The 18,828-nt window shown below is 73.7% G+C and carries 22 protein-coding genes; 10 read left to right on the top strand and 12 right to left on the bottom strand.

All coding sequences use genetic code 11. The annotated features are described in order from the left end of the window. Positions 1 to 56: 56 nt before the first annotated feature. The gene (locus tag ACWEFJ_RS19150) at positions 57 to 413 is read right to left on the bottom strand and encodes a hypothetical protein (protein ID WP_378090461.1); all 357 of its coding nucleotides are present in this window, start codon (positions 411 to 413) and stop codon (positions 57 to 59) included. Between the two features lie 152 nt (positions 414 to 565). Here ACWEFJ_RS19150 and ACWEFJ_RS19145 point away from each other — a divergent pair, with 152 nt between their 5' ends. Then, on the top strand, positions 566 to 970 hold the full coding sequence (locus ACWEFJ_RS19145; RefSeq protein WP_378090459.1) for an ATP-binding protein: 405 nt from the start codon (positions 566 to 568) through the stop codon (positions 968 to 970). A 13-nt stretch (positions 971 to 983) separates the two neighbouring features. Here the strand turns inward: ACWEFJ_RS19145 and ACWEFJ_RS19140 are convergent, their stop codons facing one another. The 4 genes from ACWEFJ_RS19140 to ACWEFJ_RS19125 all read right to left on the bottom strand — a co-directional run bounded on the left by ACWEFJ_RS19140 (position 984) and on the right by ACWEFJ_RS19125 (position 3,771). Then, positions 984 to 1,376 carry a hypothetical protein gene (locus ACWEFJ_RS19140; RefSeq protein WP_449714531.1) on the bottom strand — a complete coding sequence of 131 codons (393 nt, stop codon included), beginning with the start codon at positions 1,374 to 1,376 and terminating at the stop codon, positions 984 to 986. Between the two features lie 118 nt (positions 1,377 to 1,494). Continuing rightward, complete coding sequence (locus ACWEFJ_RS19135) at positions 1,495 to 2,832, bottom strand: pectate lyase (RefSeq protein ID WP_449714530.1); 1,338 nt, start codon at positions 2,830 to 2,832, stop codon at positions 1,495 to 1,497. Between the two features lie 340 nt (positions 2,833 to 3,172). Then, positions 3,173 to 3,544: a hypothetical protein gene (locus tag ACWEFJ_RS19130; RefSeq protein WP_378090469.1), complete on the bottom strand. Its 372-nt coding sequence runs from the start codon at positions 3,542 to 3,544 to the stop codon at positions 3,173 to 3,175. Positions 3,545 to 3,588: 44 nt separating this feature from the next. Beyond that, the gene (locus ACWEFJ_RS19125; protein WP_449714529.1) at positions 3,589 to 3,771 is read right to left on the bottom strand and encodes a hypothetical protein; all 183 of its coding nucleotides are present in this window, start codon (positions 3,769 to 3,771) and stop codon (positions 3,589 to 3,591) included. 70 nt (positions 3,772 to 3,841) lie between these two features. Between ACWEFJ_RS19125 and ACWEFJ_RS19120 the strand changes: the two genes are divergently transcribed. The 3 genes from ACWEFJ_RS19120 to ACWEFJ_RS19110 all read left to right on the top strand — a co-directional run bounded on the left by ACWEFJ_RS19120 (position 3,842) and on the right by ACWEFJ_RS19110 (position 6,185). Continuing rightward, positions 3,842 to 4,285: an RrF2 family transcriptional regulator gene (locus tag ACWEFJ_RS19120; protein ID WP_449714528.1), complete on the top strand. Its 444-nt coding sequence runs from the start codon at positions 3,842 to 3,844 to the stop codon at positions 4,283 to 4,285. Continuing rightward, on the top strand, positions 4,282 to 4,713 hold the full coding sequence (locus tag ACWEFJ_RS19115; protein ID WP_378090449.1) for a group III truncated hemoglobin: 432 nt from the start codon (positions 4,282 to 4,284) through the stop codon (positions 4,711 to 4,713). Before ACWEFJ_RS19120 ends, ACWEFJ_RS19115 begins: the two co-directional genes overlap by 4 nt. Positions 4,714 to 4,940: 227 nt before the next feature. Beyond that, a complete protein-coding gene (locus ACWEFJ_RS19110; RefSeq protein WP_449714527.1) occupies positions 4,941 to 6,185 on the top strand; it encodes an NAD(P)/FAD-dependent oxidoreductase in 1,245 nt (414 codons plus the stop codon). 317 nt (positions 6,186 to 6,502) lie between these two features. On the opposite strand, the gene ACWEFJ_RS19105 is transcribed toward ACWEFJ_RS19110, so the two are convergent. The 4 genes from ACWEFJ_RS19105 to ACWEFJ_RS19090 all read right to left on the bottom strand — a co-directional run bounded on the left by ACWEFJ_RS19105 (position 6,503) and on the right by ACWEFJ_RS19090 (position 10,416). Further along, positions 6,503 to 8,824 carry an Orn/Lys/Arg family decarboxylase gene (locus ACWEFJ_RS19105; RefSeq protein ID WP_449714526.1) on the bottom strand — a complete coding sequence of 774 codons (2,322 nt, stop codon included), beginning with the start codon at positions 8,822 to 8,824 and terminating at the stop codon, positions 6,503 to 6,505. A gap of 91 nt (positions 8,825 to 8,915) precedes the next feature. Further along, the gene (locus ACWEFJ_RS19100; RefSeq protein WP_378090443.1) at positions 8,916 to 9,488 is read right to left on the bottom strand and encodes a GNAT family N-acetyltransferase; all 573 of its coding nucleotides are present in this window, start codon (positions 9,486 to 9,488) and stop codon (positions 8,916 to 8,918) included. A 168-nt stretch (positions 9,489 to 9,656) separates the two neighbouring features. Next, entirely contained in the window at positions 9,657 to 9,911 is a 255-nt protein-coding gene (locus tag ACWEFJ_RS19095; protein WP_378090441.1) for a hypothetical protein, read from the bottom strand. Between the two features lie 61 nt (positions 9,912 to 9,972). Beyond that, positions 9,973 to 10,416, bottom strand: a complete 444-nt coding sequence (locus ACWEFJ_RS19090) for a DUF6292 family protein (RefSeq protein WP_449714525.1) — start codon at positions 10,414 to 10,416, stop codon at positions 9,973 to 9,975. 177 nt (positions 10,417 to 10,593) lie between these two features. Between ACWEFJ_RS19090 and ACWEFJ_RS19085 the strand changes: the two genes are divergently transcribed. The 4 genes from ACWEFJ_RS19085 to ACWEFJ_RS19070 all read left to right on the top strand — a co-directional run bounded on the left by ACWEFJ_RS19085 (position 10,594) and on the right by ACWEFJ_RS19070 (position 14,212). After that, positions 10,594 to 11,691 (top strand): sensor histidine kinase, encoded by a 1,098-nt coding sequence (locus tag ACWEFJ_RS19085; RefSeq protein ID WP_449714524.1) that lies wholly within the window; start codon positions 10,594 to 10,596, stop codon positions 11,689 to 11,691. Continuing rightward, positions 11,688 to 12,353, top strand: a complete 666-nt coding sequence (locus tag ACWEFJ_RS19080) for a response regulator (RefSeq protein WP_378090435.1) — start codon at positions 11,688 to 11,690, stop codon at positions 12,351 to 12,353. The genes ACWEFJ_RS19085 and ACWEFJ_RS19080 overlap by 4 nt, the downstream gene beginning before the upstream one ends. A 120-nt stretch (positions 12,354 to 12,473) precedes the next feature. Continuing rightward, positions 12,474 to 12,878 (top strand): hypothetical protein, encoded by a 405-nt coding sequence (locus tag ACWEFJ_RS19075; RefSeq protein ID WP_378090433.1) that lies wholly within the window; start codon positions 12,474 to 12,476, stop codon positions 12,876 to 12,878. 5 nt (positions 12,879 to 12,883) lie between these two features. Further along, positions 12,884 to 14,212: a DJ-1/PfpI family protein gene (locus ACWEFJ_RS19070; protein ID WP_378090431.1), complete on the top strand. Its 1,329-nt coding sequence runs from the start codon at positions 12,884 to 12,886 to the stop codon at positions 14,210 to 14,212. Here the strand turns inward: ACWEFJ_RS19070 and ACWEFJ_RS19065 are convergent, their stop codons facing one another. Together ACWEFJ_RS19065 and ACWEFJ_RS19060 are read right to left on the bottom strand one after the other, a co-directional pair. Beyond that, on the bottom strand, positions 14,213 to 14,587 hold the full coding sequence (locus ACWEFJ_RS19065) for an STAS domain-containing protein (protein WP_378090429.1): 375 nt from the start codon (positions 14,585 to 14,587) through the stop codon (positions 14,213 to 14,215). Between the two features lie 73 nt (positions 14,588 to 14,660). Beyond that, positions 14,661 to 15,665, bottom strand: a complete 1,005-nt coding sequence (locus ACWEFJ_RS19060) for a sigma-70 family RNA polymerase sigma factor (RefSeq protein WP_449714523.1) — start codon at positions 15,663 to 15,665, stop codon at positions 14,661 to 14,663. A gap of 243 nt (positions 15,666 to 15,908) precedes the next feature. On the opposite strand from ACWEFJ_RS19060, the gene ACWEFJ_RS19055 reads away from it, so the two are divergent. Beyond that, complete coding sequence (locus ACWEFJ_RS19055; RefSeq protein ID WP_449714522.1) at positions 15,909 to 16,634, top strand: GAF and ANTAR domain-containing protein; 726 nt, start codon at positions 15,909 to 15,911, stop codon at positions 16,632 to 16,634. Positions 16,635 to 16,742: 108 nt separating this feature from the next. Here ACWEFJ_RS19055 and ACWEFJ_RS19050 read toward each other — a convergent pair whose 3' ends face one another. Continuing rightward, positions 16,743 to 17,489 carry a hypothetical protein gene (locus ACWEFJ_RS19050; RefSeq protein ID WP_449714521.1) on the bottom strand — a complete coding sequence of 249 codons (747 nt, stop codon included), beginning with the start codon at positions 17,487 to 17,489 and terminating at the stop codon, positions 16,743 to 16,745. Positions 17,490 to 17,947: 458 nt separating this feature from the next. Here ACWEFJ_RS19050 and ACWEFJ_RS19045 point away from each other — a divergent pair, with 458 nt between their 5' ends. Continuing rightward, entirely contained in the window at positions 17,948 to 18,805 is an 858-nt protein-coding gene (locus tag ACWEFJ_RS19045) for a maleylpyruvate isomerase N-terminal domain-containing protein (RefSeq protein ID WP_378090421.1), read from the top strand. The last annotated feature ends 23 nt before the right edge of the window (positions 18,806 to 18,828 follow it).

Here is an 18,828-nt window from a genome sequence, read left to right as displayed (position 1 = left end):
GCTCCGGCCCTCAGCCCGGCGCCGCTCCGGCCCTCAGCACAGCGCCGCTCCAGCGCTCAGCCCGGCGCCACGCCCGAGTCCGGCACCGGCCGGGCGAGGCGGAACAGCGCGGTGCGGCCGGCGAGCAGGAACACGCGCGCGGCCTGCACGTCGCCGTCGGCGGCCTGCGCCTTGGCGTCCCGCATGAACCCCAGGGTGGCCGCCACCGGCCCGTGCGGCGCGGCGTCGGTCAGCGCGACCAGCCGGTCCAGCACCGGCTCCACCGCGTCACCGAACGCCGTGAGCACCCGGGCCATCTCCACGCGCGCGTCGGCGTGGTGGGGGTCGAGGCGCAGCACGGCCCGCACGGCGGAGTCGACCGCGGTGCGCAGCACCGCGACCGGGTCGTCCACCGGAACCGTCTCCTCGCTCACGATGGGTAAGACTAGATCACCACCCGTGACCCGGCATGTGCACAGCGCACGATCGAGGGCGCGATGTGTGCCGAACGAACGAGCGGGGTACTCCGACGTGCCGAGGCTGCCTCCTGCCGGAACGAGGCGGCCGCAGTGACCTGGGGACGGCCATGACGTTGTCGGACAACACGCTCACTACGAAGATCAGCATCGAGCTGAACATGTCGGTGCCACCGCTGGCGCAGATCCGGCACTGGCTGGCCACCGTCCTGGCCGACCTCGCCGAAGAGCTGCTGCAGGACCTGCTGCTGGTCTGCACGGAACTGGTGTCCAACGCCTACGACCACGCCGGCGCGCCACGCCGGCTGCGCGTGCACCCCACGCCGGACTACCGGGCGCTGCGCGTGGAGGTGGACGACGGCAGCCCCGACCTCCTGCCGGTCGCCGGCACGTCGCGCCTGAACGGCTTCCGCGGCCGCGGCCTGGTCATGGTGGACAGCCTGTCGTGCCGCCGCTGGGGCACGCGGGTGCACGACGACGGCAAGACCGTGTGGGCGGAGCTGGCGCTGGCCTGAGCCGGCGGGGCGGTCAGTAGCTGTCGGTCCGCGTCAGCTCGTGCTCGAACTCGTCCGCGGCCGCCACGAGCAGCATCAACGGGCGTTCGAACTCCTCCCGCACGCTCAGGTCCTCCAGCGGCACGGTGTGCTTGAGCAGGGCCACGCCGTCGACCACCGCGGCGCCGCCCACCGCGGACGTGCCGGCCAGCTCCAGCAGTCGCCGCAGGTCGATCGCGTCGGCGCGGCCGACCGGCGAGGAGATCTCGACCCACGCGACGCCGTCCGACTCCGGCACGTGGTGCACCGACACCTGCTGGGTCCGGTCCCGACCGGTGTCGAGGCGGAACCGCAGCCAGCTGTCGGTCTCCTCGAGGACCTCGTACCGCGTCCGGACATAGTTGATCACGTCGATCCAGCTGGTCACCGCTGTCGCCCCTCACCCCTGGTCACGCCACGTCCGGTCGCCGCACACGGTAGCCGAACCGACAGGTCGGGGCCGCGACCCGCGGGCCGCGACCCCGATCCGTGTCGAACCGCCGCGCCTACCGGTAGGTGATGTCGGAGGCGGAGTAGAAGCAGTTCTTGCCGTCCGCGCCCTCACCGATCTTCTTCGGCTCCGAGCCCTTCGGCACGCCCTGGTACTTCTCGCAGATCGTCGTGTCGCCGTAGACCGTGATCCGCGAGAACCGGGCCGTGTCGCCCCAGTTCGTGTTGATGCCCGCCAACACGTCCGTGTTCCGGGCCGTCACCCCGTTCATCACCACGTGGCGCTGGTACGACGTCGAGCAGTTCCCGCACGCCCGGTACAGCTTGCCCGCGTCGTGCACCTGGAAGTTCCGGATCGTCACCGTCCCCGCGCCGTTGTGCTGGAACACCTTGTCCGACGCCTTCCGCGCCCCGCCGCCGTCCACCAGGTACGTCGCCGACGAGCTCGACGACTTGAACGTCGCCGCGTCCTCGCCCACGTCGTTCCACCACACGTTGCGGATCGTGCACGACCCCTCGCAGTGGATGCCGTCGCCCGCCGGCGCGTCGATGAACAGGTTCTCGATCGTCCCCCCGTTCGCCACCACGAACATCGGGTCCTGGCTCTCGCCCTGACCACCGTCGCCGATGCCGTAGTACCGCTTCATCCCACCGTCGAAGTACGTCCCCACGTTCCGGGTCGTCGTCTGGTGGACGCTGCCGGTGTCGCTCGGCCACGCACCGCTGCCGTCCCCGCCGCCCGGCACCGACGTCGTCGTGGTCGTGGTCGTGGTCGTCGTCCGCGTCGTCGTGGACGTGGAGGTGGACGTCGAGGTCGGGCCGCCGCTGGTCGGCGTGAACGCCCACTGCTTGGTGGCCACGCTGTCGCACGAGTTCTGCTGCACGGGCGCGCCGGCCGAGGTGGAGTTGTCGGCGGTGTTCATGCACTTGCCGCCGTTGGCGTTGACCACGCGGTAGTTGCTGCCGCTCGCGGTCAGGCTCCAGGTCTGGCTTGCGGACCCGGAGCACGACTGCTGCTCGATCGCCTTGCCGGCCGAGGTGGAGGCGTCCCGGACGCCCACGCACAGGCCGGTGGCGACCGACGTGATCCGGAAGCCGCCGCTCACCGCGGTCAGCGTCCACTGCTGGCTGCCGGTCGTGCCGCACGACGCCTGCTGGAGTTGGACGCCGGTGGACGTGCTCGCGTTCGGCACCGCGAGGCACAGCCCGCTGCCGCCGTTCTGCACCACGTACGTGCCCGCGCCGACCGCGGCCTGCGCCGACCCGGCGGCCGACCACGCCGTGAAGGTGGCGGCCAGCGCGATCACCGCCGCCGCGGCCGCCGACCCGGTGCGCCACCTGCCGCGCGCCGGCCGTGCCGACCGCGGGGGTCGGGGTTGCTCCGATGTGCTCATCACAGCTCCACTTCTCACTTCCCGGGAAGGTCGGGGGAGGCGGCGGTCCCTTTCCGACCAACATGCGCTCGAATCCATTTCACGGGCACGCGAAATACGCGCCGCGATGGCGGAATTCGCTTTCCCGGCGGATGTTAGATGCTGCGTAACCAGCAGGTCAACGGCAGTTTTCGACGGCGTCGCCCGCCCGCGCGTCGAATACTGTCGAACGCCGAGGTGAAAGGCCGTGCGAGCAGATCAAGGACGATCCGGGGCCAATACGGCCGGTCATATTCGTGAACCGGCCCGACCGGTTCCGGTCACATTTGTGAACAAATGCCCCGCGGTAACGGCCCGTGCGTCACGGCGCGCCGAGGGCGGTCACGCCCAGCACGGCCAGGGCCACCACCTTGACCACTTCCAGCGCGACGTACGCGAGGTGCGCCCGCGACCGGGGCGGCGTCTCCCCCGCCAGCACGCGGTCGGACCGCCGGTTGAGCACCGGCCGCACGGCGGCCAGCTGGAGCACCAGGACGACGACCACGACGCCGACGGCCACGGGGTTCGGCGACCCGCCCACCAGCGACGCCGCCACCACGGCTACGGCGAGCACGACCTCGGCGGCGTTGAGCGCGCGGAACACGATCCGGCCGATGCCGAGCCCGACCACGAGCGTCACGCCCGGCGCGCGGAACTTCAGCGGAGCCTCCAGGAACGAGATCGCCAGCACCATCCCCAGCCAGAGGCAGGAGACGCCCCCGACCACCGCCGCCGACGTCACCGCGCACCACCGCCCTCGGCGAGGGTCGCCCCGCAGCGGGGGCACACCGGGCGGGCCGGCCCGTCGTCCAGCGCGCCGCACTCCGGGCAGACCTGGGACAGCCGGCACACCGGGTCGCCCCCTTCGGTCTCCTCCCGGCGCACCGCGGTCACGGGCACGTCGTCCCCGTCGGAGCCCATGGCGTCTCCCGTCGTCCCGATCGGACCACAAAGCGGACTCGACAATACCTCTTTTGCTACCGTGCCCTCCATGCACCTGATCCGGTCGACGGACATCGCGCTGCGCGTGGTGATGCTGCTCGCCTCCGGCGGTGACCGGCTCACCGTCGACCAGCTCTCCGACGCCCTGGACGTGCCGCGCAACCACCTCGCCAAGGTCGTGCAGCGCCTCCAGCGGCACGGCTTCGTCGCCACCGCGCGCGGCCGGGCCGGCGGGGTCGTGGTGCCCGCCGAGGTGCTGGACACGTCCGTCGGGGCGATCGTGCGCGCCTTGGAGGGCGACGGCGAGGTGGTCGACTGCGAGGGCCCGCCGTGCCCGCTGCGCGGCGGCTGCCACCTGCGCTCCGCGTTGCGCACGGCCCAGCTCGCGTTCCTGGCCGTGCTGGACGGGGTGACCGTGCGGGGTCTCGTGGCCGACCCGGCCGGTCCCGTGCTGCTCGACCTGGTGCCGCAGCGCGCAGGCGGTGCGCCGTGACCGCGAGCCGCGACCTGACCGGCCGGGACGACGCGCTGACCGTGGTGACCGAGTTCTACCGGCGCGCGTTCGAGGACGGCGTGCTGGGCCCGATCTTCCGGGACGTGGCGCGGCTCGACCTGGCCGCGCACCTGCCGGTGATCGCCGACTTCTGGGACACGGTGCTGTTCCGCGCCGGCACGTACCGCCGGAACCTGCTGCGGGTGCACCTCGCCCTGCACGAGCAGTTCCCGCTGACGTCCGCGCACTTCAGCCGGTGGCTCGCGCTCTGGGCCGCCACCGTGGACGACCTGTTCGTGGGCGCGAAGGCGGACATGGCGAAGACGCAGGCGGAGCGGATCGCCTGGTCGATGATCCGCAGGCTGCGGCGGGAGGACGCGAGCGAGCTGGTCACCATCCGCCGGCGGGACCAGCTCGACCAGCCCTGACCGCCGGCGGTTGCCCACCGGGCCGCGGGCCGGGATCGTGGGCGGGAGTGTGATCGGCACGGCGGCGTGATCGGCACGGCGACGCCCGGGCCCGGCAACGCGCGGCGGAGGCGGGCGGTCGGCGGCTGCTTGAGAGGCGGCGGCGGTCCGTGGGGGGCGGCGGTCGGCGGCGGCTTGAGCGGTAGCGGTCCGTGGCGGTTGGTGGCGGTCGGGTGTGGGAGGTGGTCGTGGTCCAGGTCGGTCCCCGGTCGGCGGTGGTGGTGGGTGCGGGCATCGTCGGGCTGTCCACCGCGTGGTTCCTGCAGGAGCGCGGCGTCGCCGTGACCGTGGTCGACCGGACCGGGGTGGCGGCCGGGGCGTCGTGGGGCAACGCCGGGTGGTTGGCCCCCGGCCTGACGATCCCGCTCAACGAGCCGTCCGTGCTGCGCTACGGCCTGCGGTCGCTGCTCGACCCGGCCGCGCCGCTGCACGTCCCGCTGACCGCCGACCCGGCGCTGTGGTCGTTCCTGACCCGGTTCGCGGCGCACTGCCGCTGGTCGTCGTGGACCCGCGCGGTCCGGGCGAACCGCTCGCTCAACGCGGGTTGCCTGGCGGCGTTCGACGAGCTGACCGCCAACGGCGTGGCCGCGCCCACGGTCGCCGCCCCGGTCACCGCCGGGTTCGCGGACCGGCGGCAGGCGCACGGGCTCCTGCGGGAGCTGGACCGGATGGCCGAGGCCGGCGAGCCGGTCGAGCACGCCGAACTCGACGCGGCCCGGCTGCGCGAGCTGGTGCCGCTGGCGTCGCGGGCCCTGACCGCGGGCGTGCGGATCGACGGCCAGCGGCACCTCGACCCGGGCGGGTTCGTGCGGGCGCTGGCCCGGTCGGTCGCCGACCGGGGCGGGACGGTCCGCACCGACGAGGCCACCGGCGTCCGGCCGCACGGCCGAGGCGTGGGCGTGCGCACCCGCGACGGCGGGACGCTCGTCGCCGACGTCGCGGTCGTGGCGACCGGCGCGTGGCTGTCCCGGCTCGCGGCCGCGTGGGGTGTGCGGGTCCCGGTGCGCGCCGGTCGCGGCTACTCGTTCACCGTGCCGGTGGACCGACCCGTGCCCGGTCCGATCTACCTCCCCGGAGCCCGGGTGGCGGGCACGCCCTACCGGGGCGCGCTCCGGATCGCGGGCACCATGGAGTTCCGCGACCCGGACGCGCCCGCGGTGGCGGCCCGAACGGAGGCGATCATCGCCTCGGTCCGCCCGCTGCTGGACGGCGTGCGCTGGGAGGAGCGCCGCGACGTGTGGGTCGGCCCGCGCCCGATCACGCCCGACGGCCGGCCGCTCATCGGCGCGGTGCGGGTGCCCGGCGTGTACGTCGCGGGCGGTCACGGCATGTGGGGGCTCGCCCACGGCCCGGTCACCGGTCGGCTGCTGGCCGAGCACGTCGCCACCGGCCGGCGGCCGGACGCGTTGCGCGACTTCGACCCGCTGCGCTGACCCGCGCCGCCGGCCGACGCCTCGGCGCGGGGACTGGTCCGAGCGGCGGGAGGGCGTGCGGAGGCGACCGGCGGGCGTCGAGCGCCGTGCCCCGACCGCGATCACAGCAGGACGTTGAGCAGCACGGTCAGCAGGACCGACACCAGCACCGACACCACGAGCATGGTCAGGCAGCCGGCCCGACCGCCCAGGAACTCCACCCGGGTGTTGCCGAAGCGCATGGCCGTCCTCCCGTTCGACCCCGGATACCGCCGGTGCGACCGGTCATGTGCGCGGCGGCGGAACACCGACCGTTCGGGTGCGCGGCACGCCCGGCCTCACTCCTTCACGCAGGAGATCCAGTACCGGCCGCCCTCGTGGTGCACGCCGTGCGTCTCGCTGGCGAAGCCGGGGAACCGCTGGTCGAACGCCTCCAGCACGCGCAGGTACCGGGGCAGCGGGCCGTCCGGCGAGCCGACGCGCTCCCCCGGCACCAGCACCGGGATGCCCGGCGGCGTGGTCGTGACCTGGGTGGCCACCACGCGGTCGGCCAGGTCGGCGAGCCCCACCAGCTCGGTCTCGCCCCGGATGAACCGCTGGTACGCCTCGGCCGGCGTCATCACCGCCGTGGGCGGCGTGGGGCTGGTGAACGCCTCGTTGAGCAGCTGCACGACCTTGCTGTCGGCCAGGCTGTGGTGCATCTCCGCGCACAGCTGCGGCAACGTCATCCCGCGGTAGCGCTCGGGGTGCGCCTTGACCAGGTCCGGGAGCACCTCGCTCAGCGGCGCGCCGTCGTCGTGCAGTTGCTTGAAGTCCGTGAGCGCGTCCAGCAGCGTGCCCCACTTGCCCTTCGTGATGCCCATGGAGAACAGCACCAGGAACGTGTAGACGTCCGTCTTCTCCACCACGATCCGGCGGGTCTCCAGGTACGCGGTCACCACGCGGGCCGGGATGCCGAACGCCGACACGTCGCCGCGCGCGTCCACGCCGGGGCAGGTGATCGTCACCTTGACCGGGTCGAGCAGGCAGAAGCCGGGTTCGAGGTCGGGGAAGCCGTGCCACGCCGCGTCCGGCTCCAGCGCCCAGCAGTCCGGCGTGGTGCGCAGCAGGTCCAGCGGCGCCTCGTGGAACGCGATCCGCCCGCCGGTGCCCGGGTCGGTGACCTCCGGCGGCTGCCACACCCCGAAGAACCACGGCGGCCGGTCCCCCGCGTCGGCCAGCCGCCGGCCCAGCCGGACCATCGCCTGCCGGAACCGGACCGCCTCGGTGATGGCCTCGCCGGTCAGCCAGGTGCCGGCCGGGCCGTCCATCATGCCCGCCGCGACGTCACAGGCGGCGATCATCGGGTACAGCGGCGACGTGGTGCCGTGCATCATGTACGTCTCGTTGAACCGGGACCGGTCGAACGGCGCCTTGGCGCCCGACCGGACGTGGATCATCGCGGACTGCGACAGCGCGGCCAGGAGCTTGTGCGAGGAGTGGGTGGCGAACACGGTCGGGCGGTTCGCGTCCGGCAGCCCGTCGCCGTCGACCGCCATGCCGTAGCGGCGCGCGTAGAGCGGGTTGAACCGGCCGTAGGCGAACCACGCCTCGTCGAAGTGCAGCGTCCTGGTGGACGCGCCGAGCAGTTCGGTGACCCGGACGGTGTCGTAGCACAGCCCGTCGTAGGTGGAGTTCGTGACGACCGCGTACGCCGGGTCCGGACCGGCCGCGCCCGCCGCGATCGGGGTGCGCGCGATCTGCTCGCGCACCGCCTCGGGGGTCAGCCGCGCCGGCGGGATGGGGCCGGTGATCCCGTACCCGTTGCGCGTGGGCACCAGGTAGACCGGACGCGCGCCGGCGAGCGTGACGCCGTGGTTGATCGCCTTGTGGCAGTTGCGGTCCAGGAGCGTGATCTCGTCCCGGGCGACCGCGCTGTGCACGATCATGCGGTTCGACGTGGACGTGCCGTGCAGCACGAAGTAGGTCTCGTCCGCGCCGAAGATCCGGGCGGCGTTGCGCTCGGCGTCGCCGACCGGGCCGGTGTGCTCGAACAGCGAGCCCAGCTCGGCGACCGACACCGAGATGTCGGTGCGGAACAGGCGTTCGCCGTAGTAGTCGAAGAACGCCCGCCCCACCGGCGACTTGAGGAACGCGATGCCGCCCGCGTGGGCCGGGGTGTGCCACGAGTACGGGTGCGTGTCGTCGAACCGGCGCAGCTCGCGGAAGAACGGCGGCAGCACGTGGTCGAGGTACTGGCGGGCGGCGAAGTCGATGCGGCCGGCGATGAAGTCCGGGGTGTCCTCCAGCAGCCAGATCCAGCCGTTGATGACCTCCGACACCCACAGCGGGGTCTCGTCGCTGTAGTCGCCGGTGGTCAGCAGGAACACGGGCAGGCGCGAGGAGAACCGGTCCAGCAGCATCCGCAGCACCCCGCCGGGCTCGGCCGGTCCGTCCTCGGCGGACGGGAGCGTGCCGCCGACCAGCTCCCAGCTCACCACGGCGGCCCCGAGGTCGGCCTGCGCGGTGATCGCCGCGGCCGCGTCGGCGGTGGAGTGCACCACCATCACGTCGTGGCCGCACTCGCGCAGGTGCGCGCGGACCTGCTCGACCTTGGCCGCCGGCACGGTGTTGTCCTCGGCCGCCCGTTCGGTGGCGATGAGGACGGTCGACCTGCTCACGACGATCAGCTCCCTCCGCACCGGGGTACGGAGCGAGCGTAGGAGCGGTGAAAAACGGTGGAACCGTTCATCACCGGAACGTGGCACAGGGTCACTCGGCCGTGCGATGGGGTGGCGGTGGTCGGTCGAGCGGGTAGGCCATCTCGACCCCGGCGAGGGTCACACCGTCGGGCAGGGGAACACGAGTCCTGTTCACCTCCTGGAACCCGAACGACCGGTACAGCGGCACGCCGGGCAGCGTGGCCATCAGCACCAGCGACCGGAAGCCGGCCGCGCGGGCGTCGCGCTCGCACGCGGCGAGGATGGCCCGCCCGAGCCCGCGGCGGGTCCAGTCGTCGCGGACGAACATCGCGCGCACCCTGGCGGGCTCGGCGGCCGGGTCGAGCAGGCGGCCGTCGGTGGGCCGGTCGCCGGAGCCGGTGTAGAGCTTGTCCCGCTTGCTCCACCCGCCGCAGGCCACGACCTCGCCCGCCGCCTCGTGGACGAAGTAGGTGCCGTCGTCCACCAGCACCACGTCGGGCTCGGTGAGGTAGCGCGCCGCGCTCGCGGTCTCGCGCTCGTCGTGGAAGTGCGGGAACAGCTCCAGCACGGACCGGCGCATCAGCGCCGCGATGGCGGGCACATCCGCCCGGACGGCCTTGCGCAGCACGGGTGTCGCGCTCATCCGGCTCCCCTCGGCGCGGGCGGCACGTCCGCCGCCGCTTCGGGTGGTCGAGCATAAGCGGCCGGCTGCCGGGCGTGCCCGGGTCGGGAGAGCGCGCCTGCGGGCGCTGTGGTGCCGGACGCGGTGCGGCGGACCCCACCGGCACCGGTCGACCGGCGCGTTCCGCGCCTACGGGCGCGGTCGGACGCGGGTCCACCGGCGACCCGAGCGCTGGGCGCGCGGGGTGGTCGCGGCGACGCAGCGGGTGCACAGGTGCAGGCTGCGGTCGGTGGTCTGCGACAGCCACACCGCGTCCGCCCACGGCACGTGCGGGAAGCGGGCCAGCCGGCTGCGGCTCAGGGCCTGCCCGCACAGGGTCTGGTTGGCGCCCGGGGTCCACGCGTGGACGTCACCGGACGGTTGGCGGACACCGTCCTCGTCCACCCACCGGCTCGACGCGGCGACACACGGCTGAACGCTCATACCGTCGTGTACCCGGGGACGGTCACACCGACCCGACGCGCGGCACCGGCACCGGCACGAGTTCCGCGACCGCGTAACGGGCCAGCCGCGCCGCCGGCTCCCCGGCCGGGTCGCGGCCGTCGACCGCCGCACCCCGACGGGGCACTTCGCCGCGGAACAGCCCTTCGACCCACCGGGCGACGGCCCGGGGCGACGGCACCAGGTCCGGCCCGAAACGCGCCTGGATGATGAGGTCCTCGCCGCTGTGGGTCTCGATCGCGGCCGCCCACCCGTGCCGCTCGTCCCACAGCAACGCCACGTCCCGGTCCGGGATGCCGGGCAACCGCCCGTCCAACGCCAGGTACGCGGTCGCCTGCGGCTCGGACTGCACGCAGGAGCACTCGCCGGTGAGCCCGATCTCCGCGCTCACCCGGCGCACGTACCCGCGCAGGGCCTGCCCCACCACGTCGTCGTAATCCAGTTCCACCGCGCATCGCCGCCTTCGACCCGGTCGCCCGGGGATGTCGACGCGCCGACTGTTTGACGCCCTCACCAGGTACCCCGATCGGCGGAGCGGTCAAACACCGCCGCGTCCCGGTCGACCGCCCGAGTGGCGTACCCCACTCGGTTGACCACGCCGTTCCGCCTCCCCCAGAGTGAGGACGTGCAGAAGGCCCTGAGCGTGCTGACCGTGCTCGCGTACGTGACGCTGCCGCTCGGGTCGGAGCGCTACGAGCAGGCGCTCGTGCCGACGCTGCTGGTCGGCCTGGCCTACGGCGCGCTGGCGGTCTTCGGCTTCCCGTTCGTGCACCGGCGGGGTCGCGCGTGGCGGGCGGCGTACGTCCTGGTCCAGCTGCCGTTGGGGTTCGTGCTGTTCGCGCTGTCCGGCGCGGCGATCGGCGCGGTGCTGCTGCTGGTCGTGCTGGTCTCGCAGGCCGTGCTGCTGCTCCCGCTGCCGGCGGCGGCCGGCGTGGCGGCGGTCATCCCGCTGATCCACGTGGAGATGGCGTGGCCCGACGGGTTGCGGGAAGGGCTGGGCACGTTGGCCGTCACGGCGTTCACCGTCGTCATCACGGAGCTGCTGGTGCGCGAGCAACGCGCCCGCGCCGAGCTGGCGGTCGCGCACGAACGGCTGCGCGGGTACGCGGCCCAGGCCGAGCAGCTGGCCACGACGCAGGAGCGCAACCGGGTCGCGCGGGACATCCACGACGGCCTCGGCCACCACCTCACCGTCGTGCAGATGCTGCTGCAGGCCGCCCGCGCGGTGATACCCACCGCCGACCCGGACCGGCTCGACGGCATGCTCGCCAAGGCCCAGGAGCAGGCGCGGGAGGCGTTGGCGGAGGTCCGCCGCTCGGTCGCCGCGCTGCGCGAGCCCCGGTCCGCGCCGCTGGTGGACGCGGTGCGGGAGCTGGCGTCGGAGGCCACCGGGGCGGGGGTGCCGACCGAGGTGGAGGTCCGCGGCACGGCCCGCGCGGCGCGGGCGGAGGTCGAGGAGTCGTTGTTCCGGGCCGCCCAGGAGGGGTTGACCAACGTGCGCAAGCACGCCGACGCGTCCGCGGCACGCGTGGTGCTCGACTACGAACGCGTCGACCTGGTCCGGCTGGAGGTGCGCGACGACGGCCGCGGCCTGGGCGACGACCCCGGCGGCGGGTACGGCCTGGTCGGGCTCCGGGAGCGGGTGGCGGGCCTCGGCGGTCGCGTGTCGGTGGACTCGGCCGCCGGGCGCGGCCTGACCTTGACCGTGGAGGTGCCCGCGTGACCGCCCCGGACGCGCCGGTCCGCGTGCTCATCGTGGACGACCAGGCCCTGTTCCGGGAGGCGCTCGCGACGTTGCTGGAGGTCCAGCCGGGCATCGAGGTGGTCGGGGAGGCGGGCGACGGCGAGCAGGCCGTGCGGCTGTGCGCCGAGCTGGCGCCCGACGTGGTGCTGATGGACCTGCGGATGCCGGTGCTGGACGGCATCGCGGCCACCCACCGGCTGCGCGTCGAGCAGCCCGGGGTGCGGGTGCTGGCGTTGACCACGTTCGACGACGACGCGGACGTGTTCGCGGCGTTGCGCGCCGGGGCGCTGGGCTACCTGCTCAAGGACGTGTCCTCGGCCCGGTTGGTGGAGGCGCTGGTCGCCGCACGGCGCGGCGAGTCGGTGTTGCAGCCGTCGGTCGCGGCCAAGCTCGTCGCCCGGGTCGCCAACCTGCCGGACGACGACCCGCCGGCGCGGCGACCGCTGCCCGTGCCGCTGTCCGACCGGGAGCTGGACGTTGTCCGGCTGCTCGCCGAGGGCCGCAGCAACCGGGAGATCGCCGGGGCACTCTTCCTGGCCGAGGGCACGGTGAAGAACCTCGTCACCAGCGTCCTGTCCAAGCTCCAGGTGCGCGACCGCACCCAGGCCGCGCTGCGGGCCAGGGAGCTGGGCCTGTGCTGACCCCGCTCGGGGTCATGCCGCGAACATGACCGCACCCGTGACCTTCGGCACCTGACCGCACCACCCCGGTCGGCCGAGGATCCCGTCGTGACGACACCGATCGCGACGGAGGGAACCGACATGAGCCCGGAACCGACGACCACCACGACGCGCCGGCCGCGTCCCGTGCTGCGCTTCGCCCGGCACCTGCTGGAGATGGTCGTCGCCATGGTGGTGGGCATGGTGGCGCTGGAGCCGGTCTGGTCGTTCGCGTGGCCGGGCCTGGACGACAACGTGACCGCGCACGTGCTGGTGATGGCGACGAACATGGCGCTGGGCATGGCGGTGTGGATGCGGGTCCGCCGGCACGGCTGGGCGTCCGTCGCGGAGATGTCGGCCGCGATGTACGTGCCGTTCGCGGTGCTGCTGCCGTTCCACTGGGCCGGCGCGCTGTCCGCCATGGCGTTGATGACGGCCGGTCACGTGCTGATGGTCCCGGCGATGCTGGCCGCGATGCTGCGCCGCCGGCACGAGTACGGGTGCTGAGCGCCATGCGCGCGCCGACCCGGACCGCGGCCACCGCGCTGGTGTTCGTGTTCGCCGCCCTCGCCCTGCCCGCCGCCCTGGGCACGCCGACCGCGCTGGCCGCGTTCGACGACCTGAACGCCCCGCGCACGGACCGCTCCGCACCGCCGCCGGCGCCCGTGGCGCACGACCCGGACCGGCCGACCGCCGTGGTCGTGGTGGGCGACCGCGGCGCCGTCGTGTCCGACACCCTGGCCCCCTACGAGGTCCTGGCCACGACGGGCGCGTTCAACGTCTACGCGGTCGCGCCCACCGCCGGGCCGAAGCCGTTGACCGGCGGGCTGGACCTGGTGCCCGACCTCACCTTCGCCGGGCTGGCCGACCTGCTCGGCGCGCAGCCGCCGGACGTGGTCGTCGTGCCCGCCATGCCGGACGTGGGCGAGCCCACGTCGAAGCCGGTCGAGGACTGGCTGGCGCGGCAGGCGGCGGCCGGGGCGTTGGTGCTGGGCGTGTGCAACGGGTCCGGGGTGCTCGCGTCGGCCGGCCTGCTCGACGGGCGCGATGCGACGGCCCACTGGTTGCGCGTGGACTCGTTCGAGGAGGAGCACCCGGAGGTCCGCTGGGTCCGCGGCACGCGGTACGTGGACGACGGCGAGGTCGTCACCACGGCCGGGATCCTGTCCGGGGTGGACGGCACGCTGCGCGTGGTGGAACGGCTGGTCGGGCCGGAGGCCGCGCGCCGGGCGGCCGAGGACACCGGGTGGCGCCACTACCACCGGGGCACCGCCGCCGCGCTGGCGCAGGCGCGGCTGCGGCCGGCGGACGCCGTCGTGGGGTTCAACACCGCGTTCGGCTGGGACCGCGACACGGCCGGCGTGCTGCTGTCGGACGGCGTCGGCGAGATCGAACTGGCCTCGGTGTTCGACACCTACGGCCAGTCGCTGGCCGTGCGCACGCTGTCCGTCGCGCCGGGCGTCGGGCCGGTGCGGTCGCGGCACGGGCTGACGTTCGTCCCCAGGGCGGACCCGGTCGCCGCGGCGGGCGGGCTGGACCGGCTGGTGGTGCCGGGCGCGCAAGCCGCGCGGCAGCGCGTGGCGGACCCGTTCGCCGACCTCGCGCCGGTCTACGTGCACGCCGAGCCGGGTTTCCCGTTCGACGGCGTGCTGCGCGACCTGGCGCGCACCACCGACGTGGCCACCGCGACGTGGACGGCGAGGGTCCTGGAGTACCCGACCGACCACCTCGCGCTCGACGGCCCGGCCTGGCCGTGGACGCGGTCGCTGCGGCCGCTCGGGCTCGCCCTGCTGGGCGTGCTCGCGGCGACCGCCCTGGTCAGGCGGCTGAGGGCGGCGTGATCAGGTGGACACCAGCCGCACCGCGGCGACCGCCGCGTCCACGGAGTCGTGCAACGCGAGCGCCCCGTCGACCTGGCTCATCCGCAGCGGCCGCAGCACGGGCCTGCTGTTCGCGACCACCGCGAACGGGACGCCCAGCCGGGACGCCCGGTGGTGGGCGTTGACCAGCATCGCGATCCCGACCGAGCCCATGAAGTCGACCCCGCCGAGGTCGAGCACCACCCCGGCGGGACGCGACTCGAACACCTGGTCGAGTTCGGTCGCGACCGGGGGCTGGGAGGCCGCGTCGATGGCGCCGGACACGCTGACGAGCACGATGTCGCCGTCCAGCGCGGTGGTGGTCGTGTGGTGGATGGGGTGCGGGTGCTCGTCCATGACCGGCCCTCCTCGCGGTCGCCGCGCCACCGACCCTGCTACCGCCGGGCGCGACGCGCAAACCGAAGGGGGCTCAGCTCGCCCACGCGAGCAGCGCCCGGTGGCGCTCCGGGTCGCGCAGCAGGCGAAGGGACTCCTTCTCCAGCTGGCGGATGCGCTCCTTGGTCAGGCCCAGCTCGTCGGCCAGCTCCTGGAGGCTGTGCGCCTGCCCGTCGGCCAGGCCGTAGCGCTGGGTGACGATGCGCGCCTGCCGCTCGGGCAGCGTGCGCACCAGGGCCCGCAGCTCCTCGGCGAACTGGTGCTGCTCGACGGCCTCGTGGGCGTGCACGGCCTCGGCGTCCTCGATGAGGTCGGCCACCGACGCGTCGCCCTCGTCGCCGACCGGGGCCTCCAGGCTGAGCGTGGCGCGGCTCGCGGCCAGCAGCTCGACCACCCGGGTCACCGGCATCTTCGCCGTCGCCGCGATCTCCTCGGCGGTCGGCTCGCGGTCGGCCTCCAGGCGCAGTCGCTGCTCGGCCTTGCGCAGCTTGCCGACCTCCTCGTGGACGTGCATCGGCAGCCGGATGGTGCGGGTCTGCTCGGCCAGGCCGCGCTCGATGGCCTGGCGGATCCACCAGACGGCGTAGGTGGAGAACTTGAAGCCCTTGACGTAGTCCCACTTCTCCACCGCGCGGATGAGGCCCAGGTTGCCCTCCTGCACCACGTCCAGCAGCGGCAGGCCGCGGAACGAGTGCTTCTTGGCCACCGACACGACCAGGCGCAGGTTGGCCCGGATCATGTGGTCCTTCGCCCGGCGGCCCTCCTCGACCACCGTGCGCAGCGCACGGCGGCGCTCCGCGTCCAGCGCCGGGCTCTCGCCCTCGTCGGACCGCCGCACCAGCTCGGCGGCGTACACGCCGGCCTCGACGCGCTTGGCGAGCACGACCTCCTCGTCCGCCGTGAGCAGCGGCGTCGCGGCGAGCTCACGCAGGTAGCGGCCAACCAGGTCGGCGTCCCCCGCGCCCTCGCGCGGCTGCGCGGCCGTCCGGGCGGGAGCGGTCGGGCGGGTCTGTCGGGGCATGTCCGTCGTCACCGGCATGGTTCTCCTCGCGGCATCGCGCTCGCGCACGCACGCACGGCGTGCCCGAGCCAGGGACTTCGTGGGGTCGTCCGCCGACACGGCGGCTTCGGACGACTTTCGCCCCGCGCACCTCGGGCAGGGCCGACAGCCGTTTCAACGGAACGCTTCCGGCTCGTATTCCAACCCTCGGGGCGCACCCCTCACGTGGACGTGACGTGCCGCACGCGACATGCTGGGACCTCGACCCACGGAAGGTGGCGCATGGCGGTGGACACGACCGGCGAGGACCTGGCGGCCCGGCTGAACGCGGTGTCCCGCGCGCTGCACCGGCAGAACAACGCCCAGGACACGTTGGACGAAATCGTGCGCACCGCCGTCGGCACCATCCCCGGCGCGCGGCACGCGGGCATCATGACCATCCTGGGCAAGCGGGAGGTGCGCACCGTCGCCTCGACCGACGACGTGCCGAACGAGGTCGACCGGATCCAGTACGCCACCGGCCAGGGACCGTGCCTGACCGCGCTGTACCAGCAGAAGGTGGTCAGCGCGCCGGACCTCGCCGACGAGTCGCGCTGGCCGCTGTTCGCCGAACGCGCGCTGGAGTTCGACGTGACGAGCATGCTGTCGTTCCGGCTCTACATGGACGGCGACGACCTGGGCGCGCTCAACCTCTACGCGCCGGAGGCGCACGCCTTCGAGGAGGAGTCGAACCACGTCGGGCTGCTGTTCGCCGGCCACGCGGCCGTGGCGCTGGCCACCGCGCAGGAGCGCGACCACCTGGCGGAGGCGGTGCACACGCGGGACCTGATCGGCCAGGCCAAGGGCATCCTGATGGAACGCCACAAGCTGACCGCCGACCAGGCGTTCTCCGTGCTGGTCCGGGTCAGCCAGCAGAGCAACATGAAGCTGCGCGACCTGGCCGAACAACTGGCCCACACGGGCCAACTCCCCGCCCGCGCCGGCGGCGAACGCCGGTCCGAGGACTGACGGGCCGCACGACAGCACCGCCGGTCGCCGGGTGGAGCGCACGCGGACTCGACCGTCCTCACGGTCCGATGGCTGGGCGGTCGGTCGTGCCGACGCGTTGCGGACGACCTAGCGCAGCTTCAGGTTCTTGACCAGGTCCCAGAGGAACGGGTTGCCGCGGAAGTTGATGCCGGGCTGCCGACCGGGCGGCGGGGTCAACTCGTTCGGGTAGACCTCCACCGTGTCCCGGCTCTTCGCGGCGACCTGCTTGAGGATTTCCTTGCCGATCCAGGTCGGGTTCGACGCGGCGGCGTCGTAATGCCCCGTGTGCCCGGTCCGGATCTGGTCGGCGAGGTAGTGCTCGAACTTCATCCAGTTGTCGCCGGGGGCGGTGAACGGCGCGCGGAACGGGGACGGGGTGTGTAACAACGGCCCCGCACCGGCCGCCTGCGCGTTCACGACGTCGTTGAGGATGACGCACTCCGCGACGTTGTTCCACTCCGCCCATTCGACCGCCAGGGCGTAGCCCGCGGCCTTTTTGACGTCGTTGGTCAACGACGAGACGTTGTAACCCTTGAGCCCGCCGATGTCGGCGAAGGCCATCGCCTTCTTCGCGTTGTGCAGCTCGAAGAAGAGGTCGTCCCGGATCTCCGTGTTCGTCTTCGGGCCGCCGGCGTTCTGCTGCCACACCCTGATGGTGTTGGTCGCCGCTTCGTAGCTCGCGTCCCCCACACCCGCGACCGACACGAGCGTGAGGGCACGACTGGTGGTGACGACGTTGTGCAGGCGCGACTTGAACGCGTCGCTGTTGTTGTAGAGTTCGTCGTAACGCTGGACGAGGACGGGATCGGAATTCGGGGCGATTTTGGGTGCCATTGCCGGCCCTTCGCGTTCGAGGCGGTGTGATGCGGAACACAGGCACTCTAGCGCACATCGCAATTTGTGAATGATGCTCTATTGCGGTCGCGCTCGGCACGAGCGGTGATCGACCGGGAACCGATTCCCTGATCAACCGGGTGCGCGCCGCCACCCGGTGAGCGGTGCCTTCCCGGTGGTGCCCCGCCGGAGGGGGGCGCGGCGGGGCTGCCGGCGTTCTCCGTGGACTGGCCGGGCGCGGGGATCCCCGGCCGGCCGCGGGCGGTGTCGTGGGAGCACGTGCTGCGGATGAAACGTGGGAGAGCCGAACCGCACCTGGTGCTCGACTCGGCGACCGAGCCGCCGGACGTCGGCCTGCGCCGCGTGCCGGAGCCGTGCGGGCGGTAGGGCACGCACGCGGAAGTCCGGCGGGGTCCGATTGACTACGCTCGGTGAGGTGACGTCGACGGTGCGGGAGGGTGCTACTCGTGGAGCCGGACATCACCGACCGGCGGTGGCAGGACGTCCGTGACGCCCTCGCCGGCGCCGCGACGCGGTTCAGCCGGCTGCTGCTGGACTGCCGGACGCCGGACCGGCGCACGATCGGCGACTGGTCGGCGGCCGACACGGCGGCGCACGTCGCGATCGTCGGCCGCCTCAACGCCGGGCTCATCGCGGGCGACCTGGCCCCGCTCGACGAACCCGACCTGGACCGGGGGTGGCAGGAGGCGAACCTGGGCGGGTTCGCGCGGCTCAACGCGCTGTCCCTGGCGGCCTTCCCCGAGCGGTCGCCGGAGGTCGTGGCCAACACCCTGCTCGAAGAGGTGGACCTGCTGCTCGCCCGCGCCCGGGACGTCGACCCGCGCGAGCCGCGGCCGTGGCTGGGCGGCGCGCGGCTGCCCGCGGCCGCGCACGTGGCGCACCAGCTCAACGAGATCCTGATCCACGGGCTGGACATCGCGCGGGCGCTGGACGTGCCGTGGGACATCGCCGCGCACGAGGCCGCGCTGGCCTTCGACCTGTTCCTCATGCCGATGCTGGGCGGGCAGTCGGGCCGGCTGCTGGCGGGCGCGGGCGGCGGCGACCGCGTCACCCTCGAATTCCGCTCCCGGCACACCACCCCGGTCGTGCTGACCAGCGGGCACGGGCGGTTGCGGGTCGAGCCGCCCGACGGCCGGCGGCTCGACGCGCGGATCCTGTTCGACCCGACCGCGATGATGCTCACCGTCTTCCGCCGGATCAGCCTCACGCGGGCCATCGCGACGGGGAAGGTGCGCCCGCTGGGCCTGCGCCCGTGGGCCGCGGTCCGCTACCTGCGGGGCATGCGTTCGCCGTGACGGCGATTAGGGTGCACGTGACG

It is taken from the genome of Actinosynnema sp. NPDC004786 (assembly GCF_053601135.1).
Note: the sequence above shows the minus strand (reverse complement) of the source record. Positions and strands in the feature narration are given on the sequence as shown.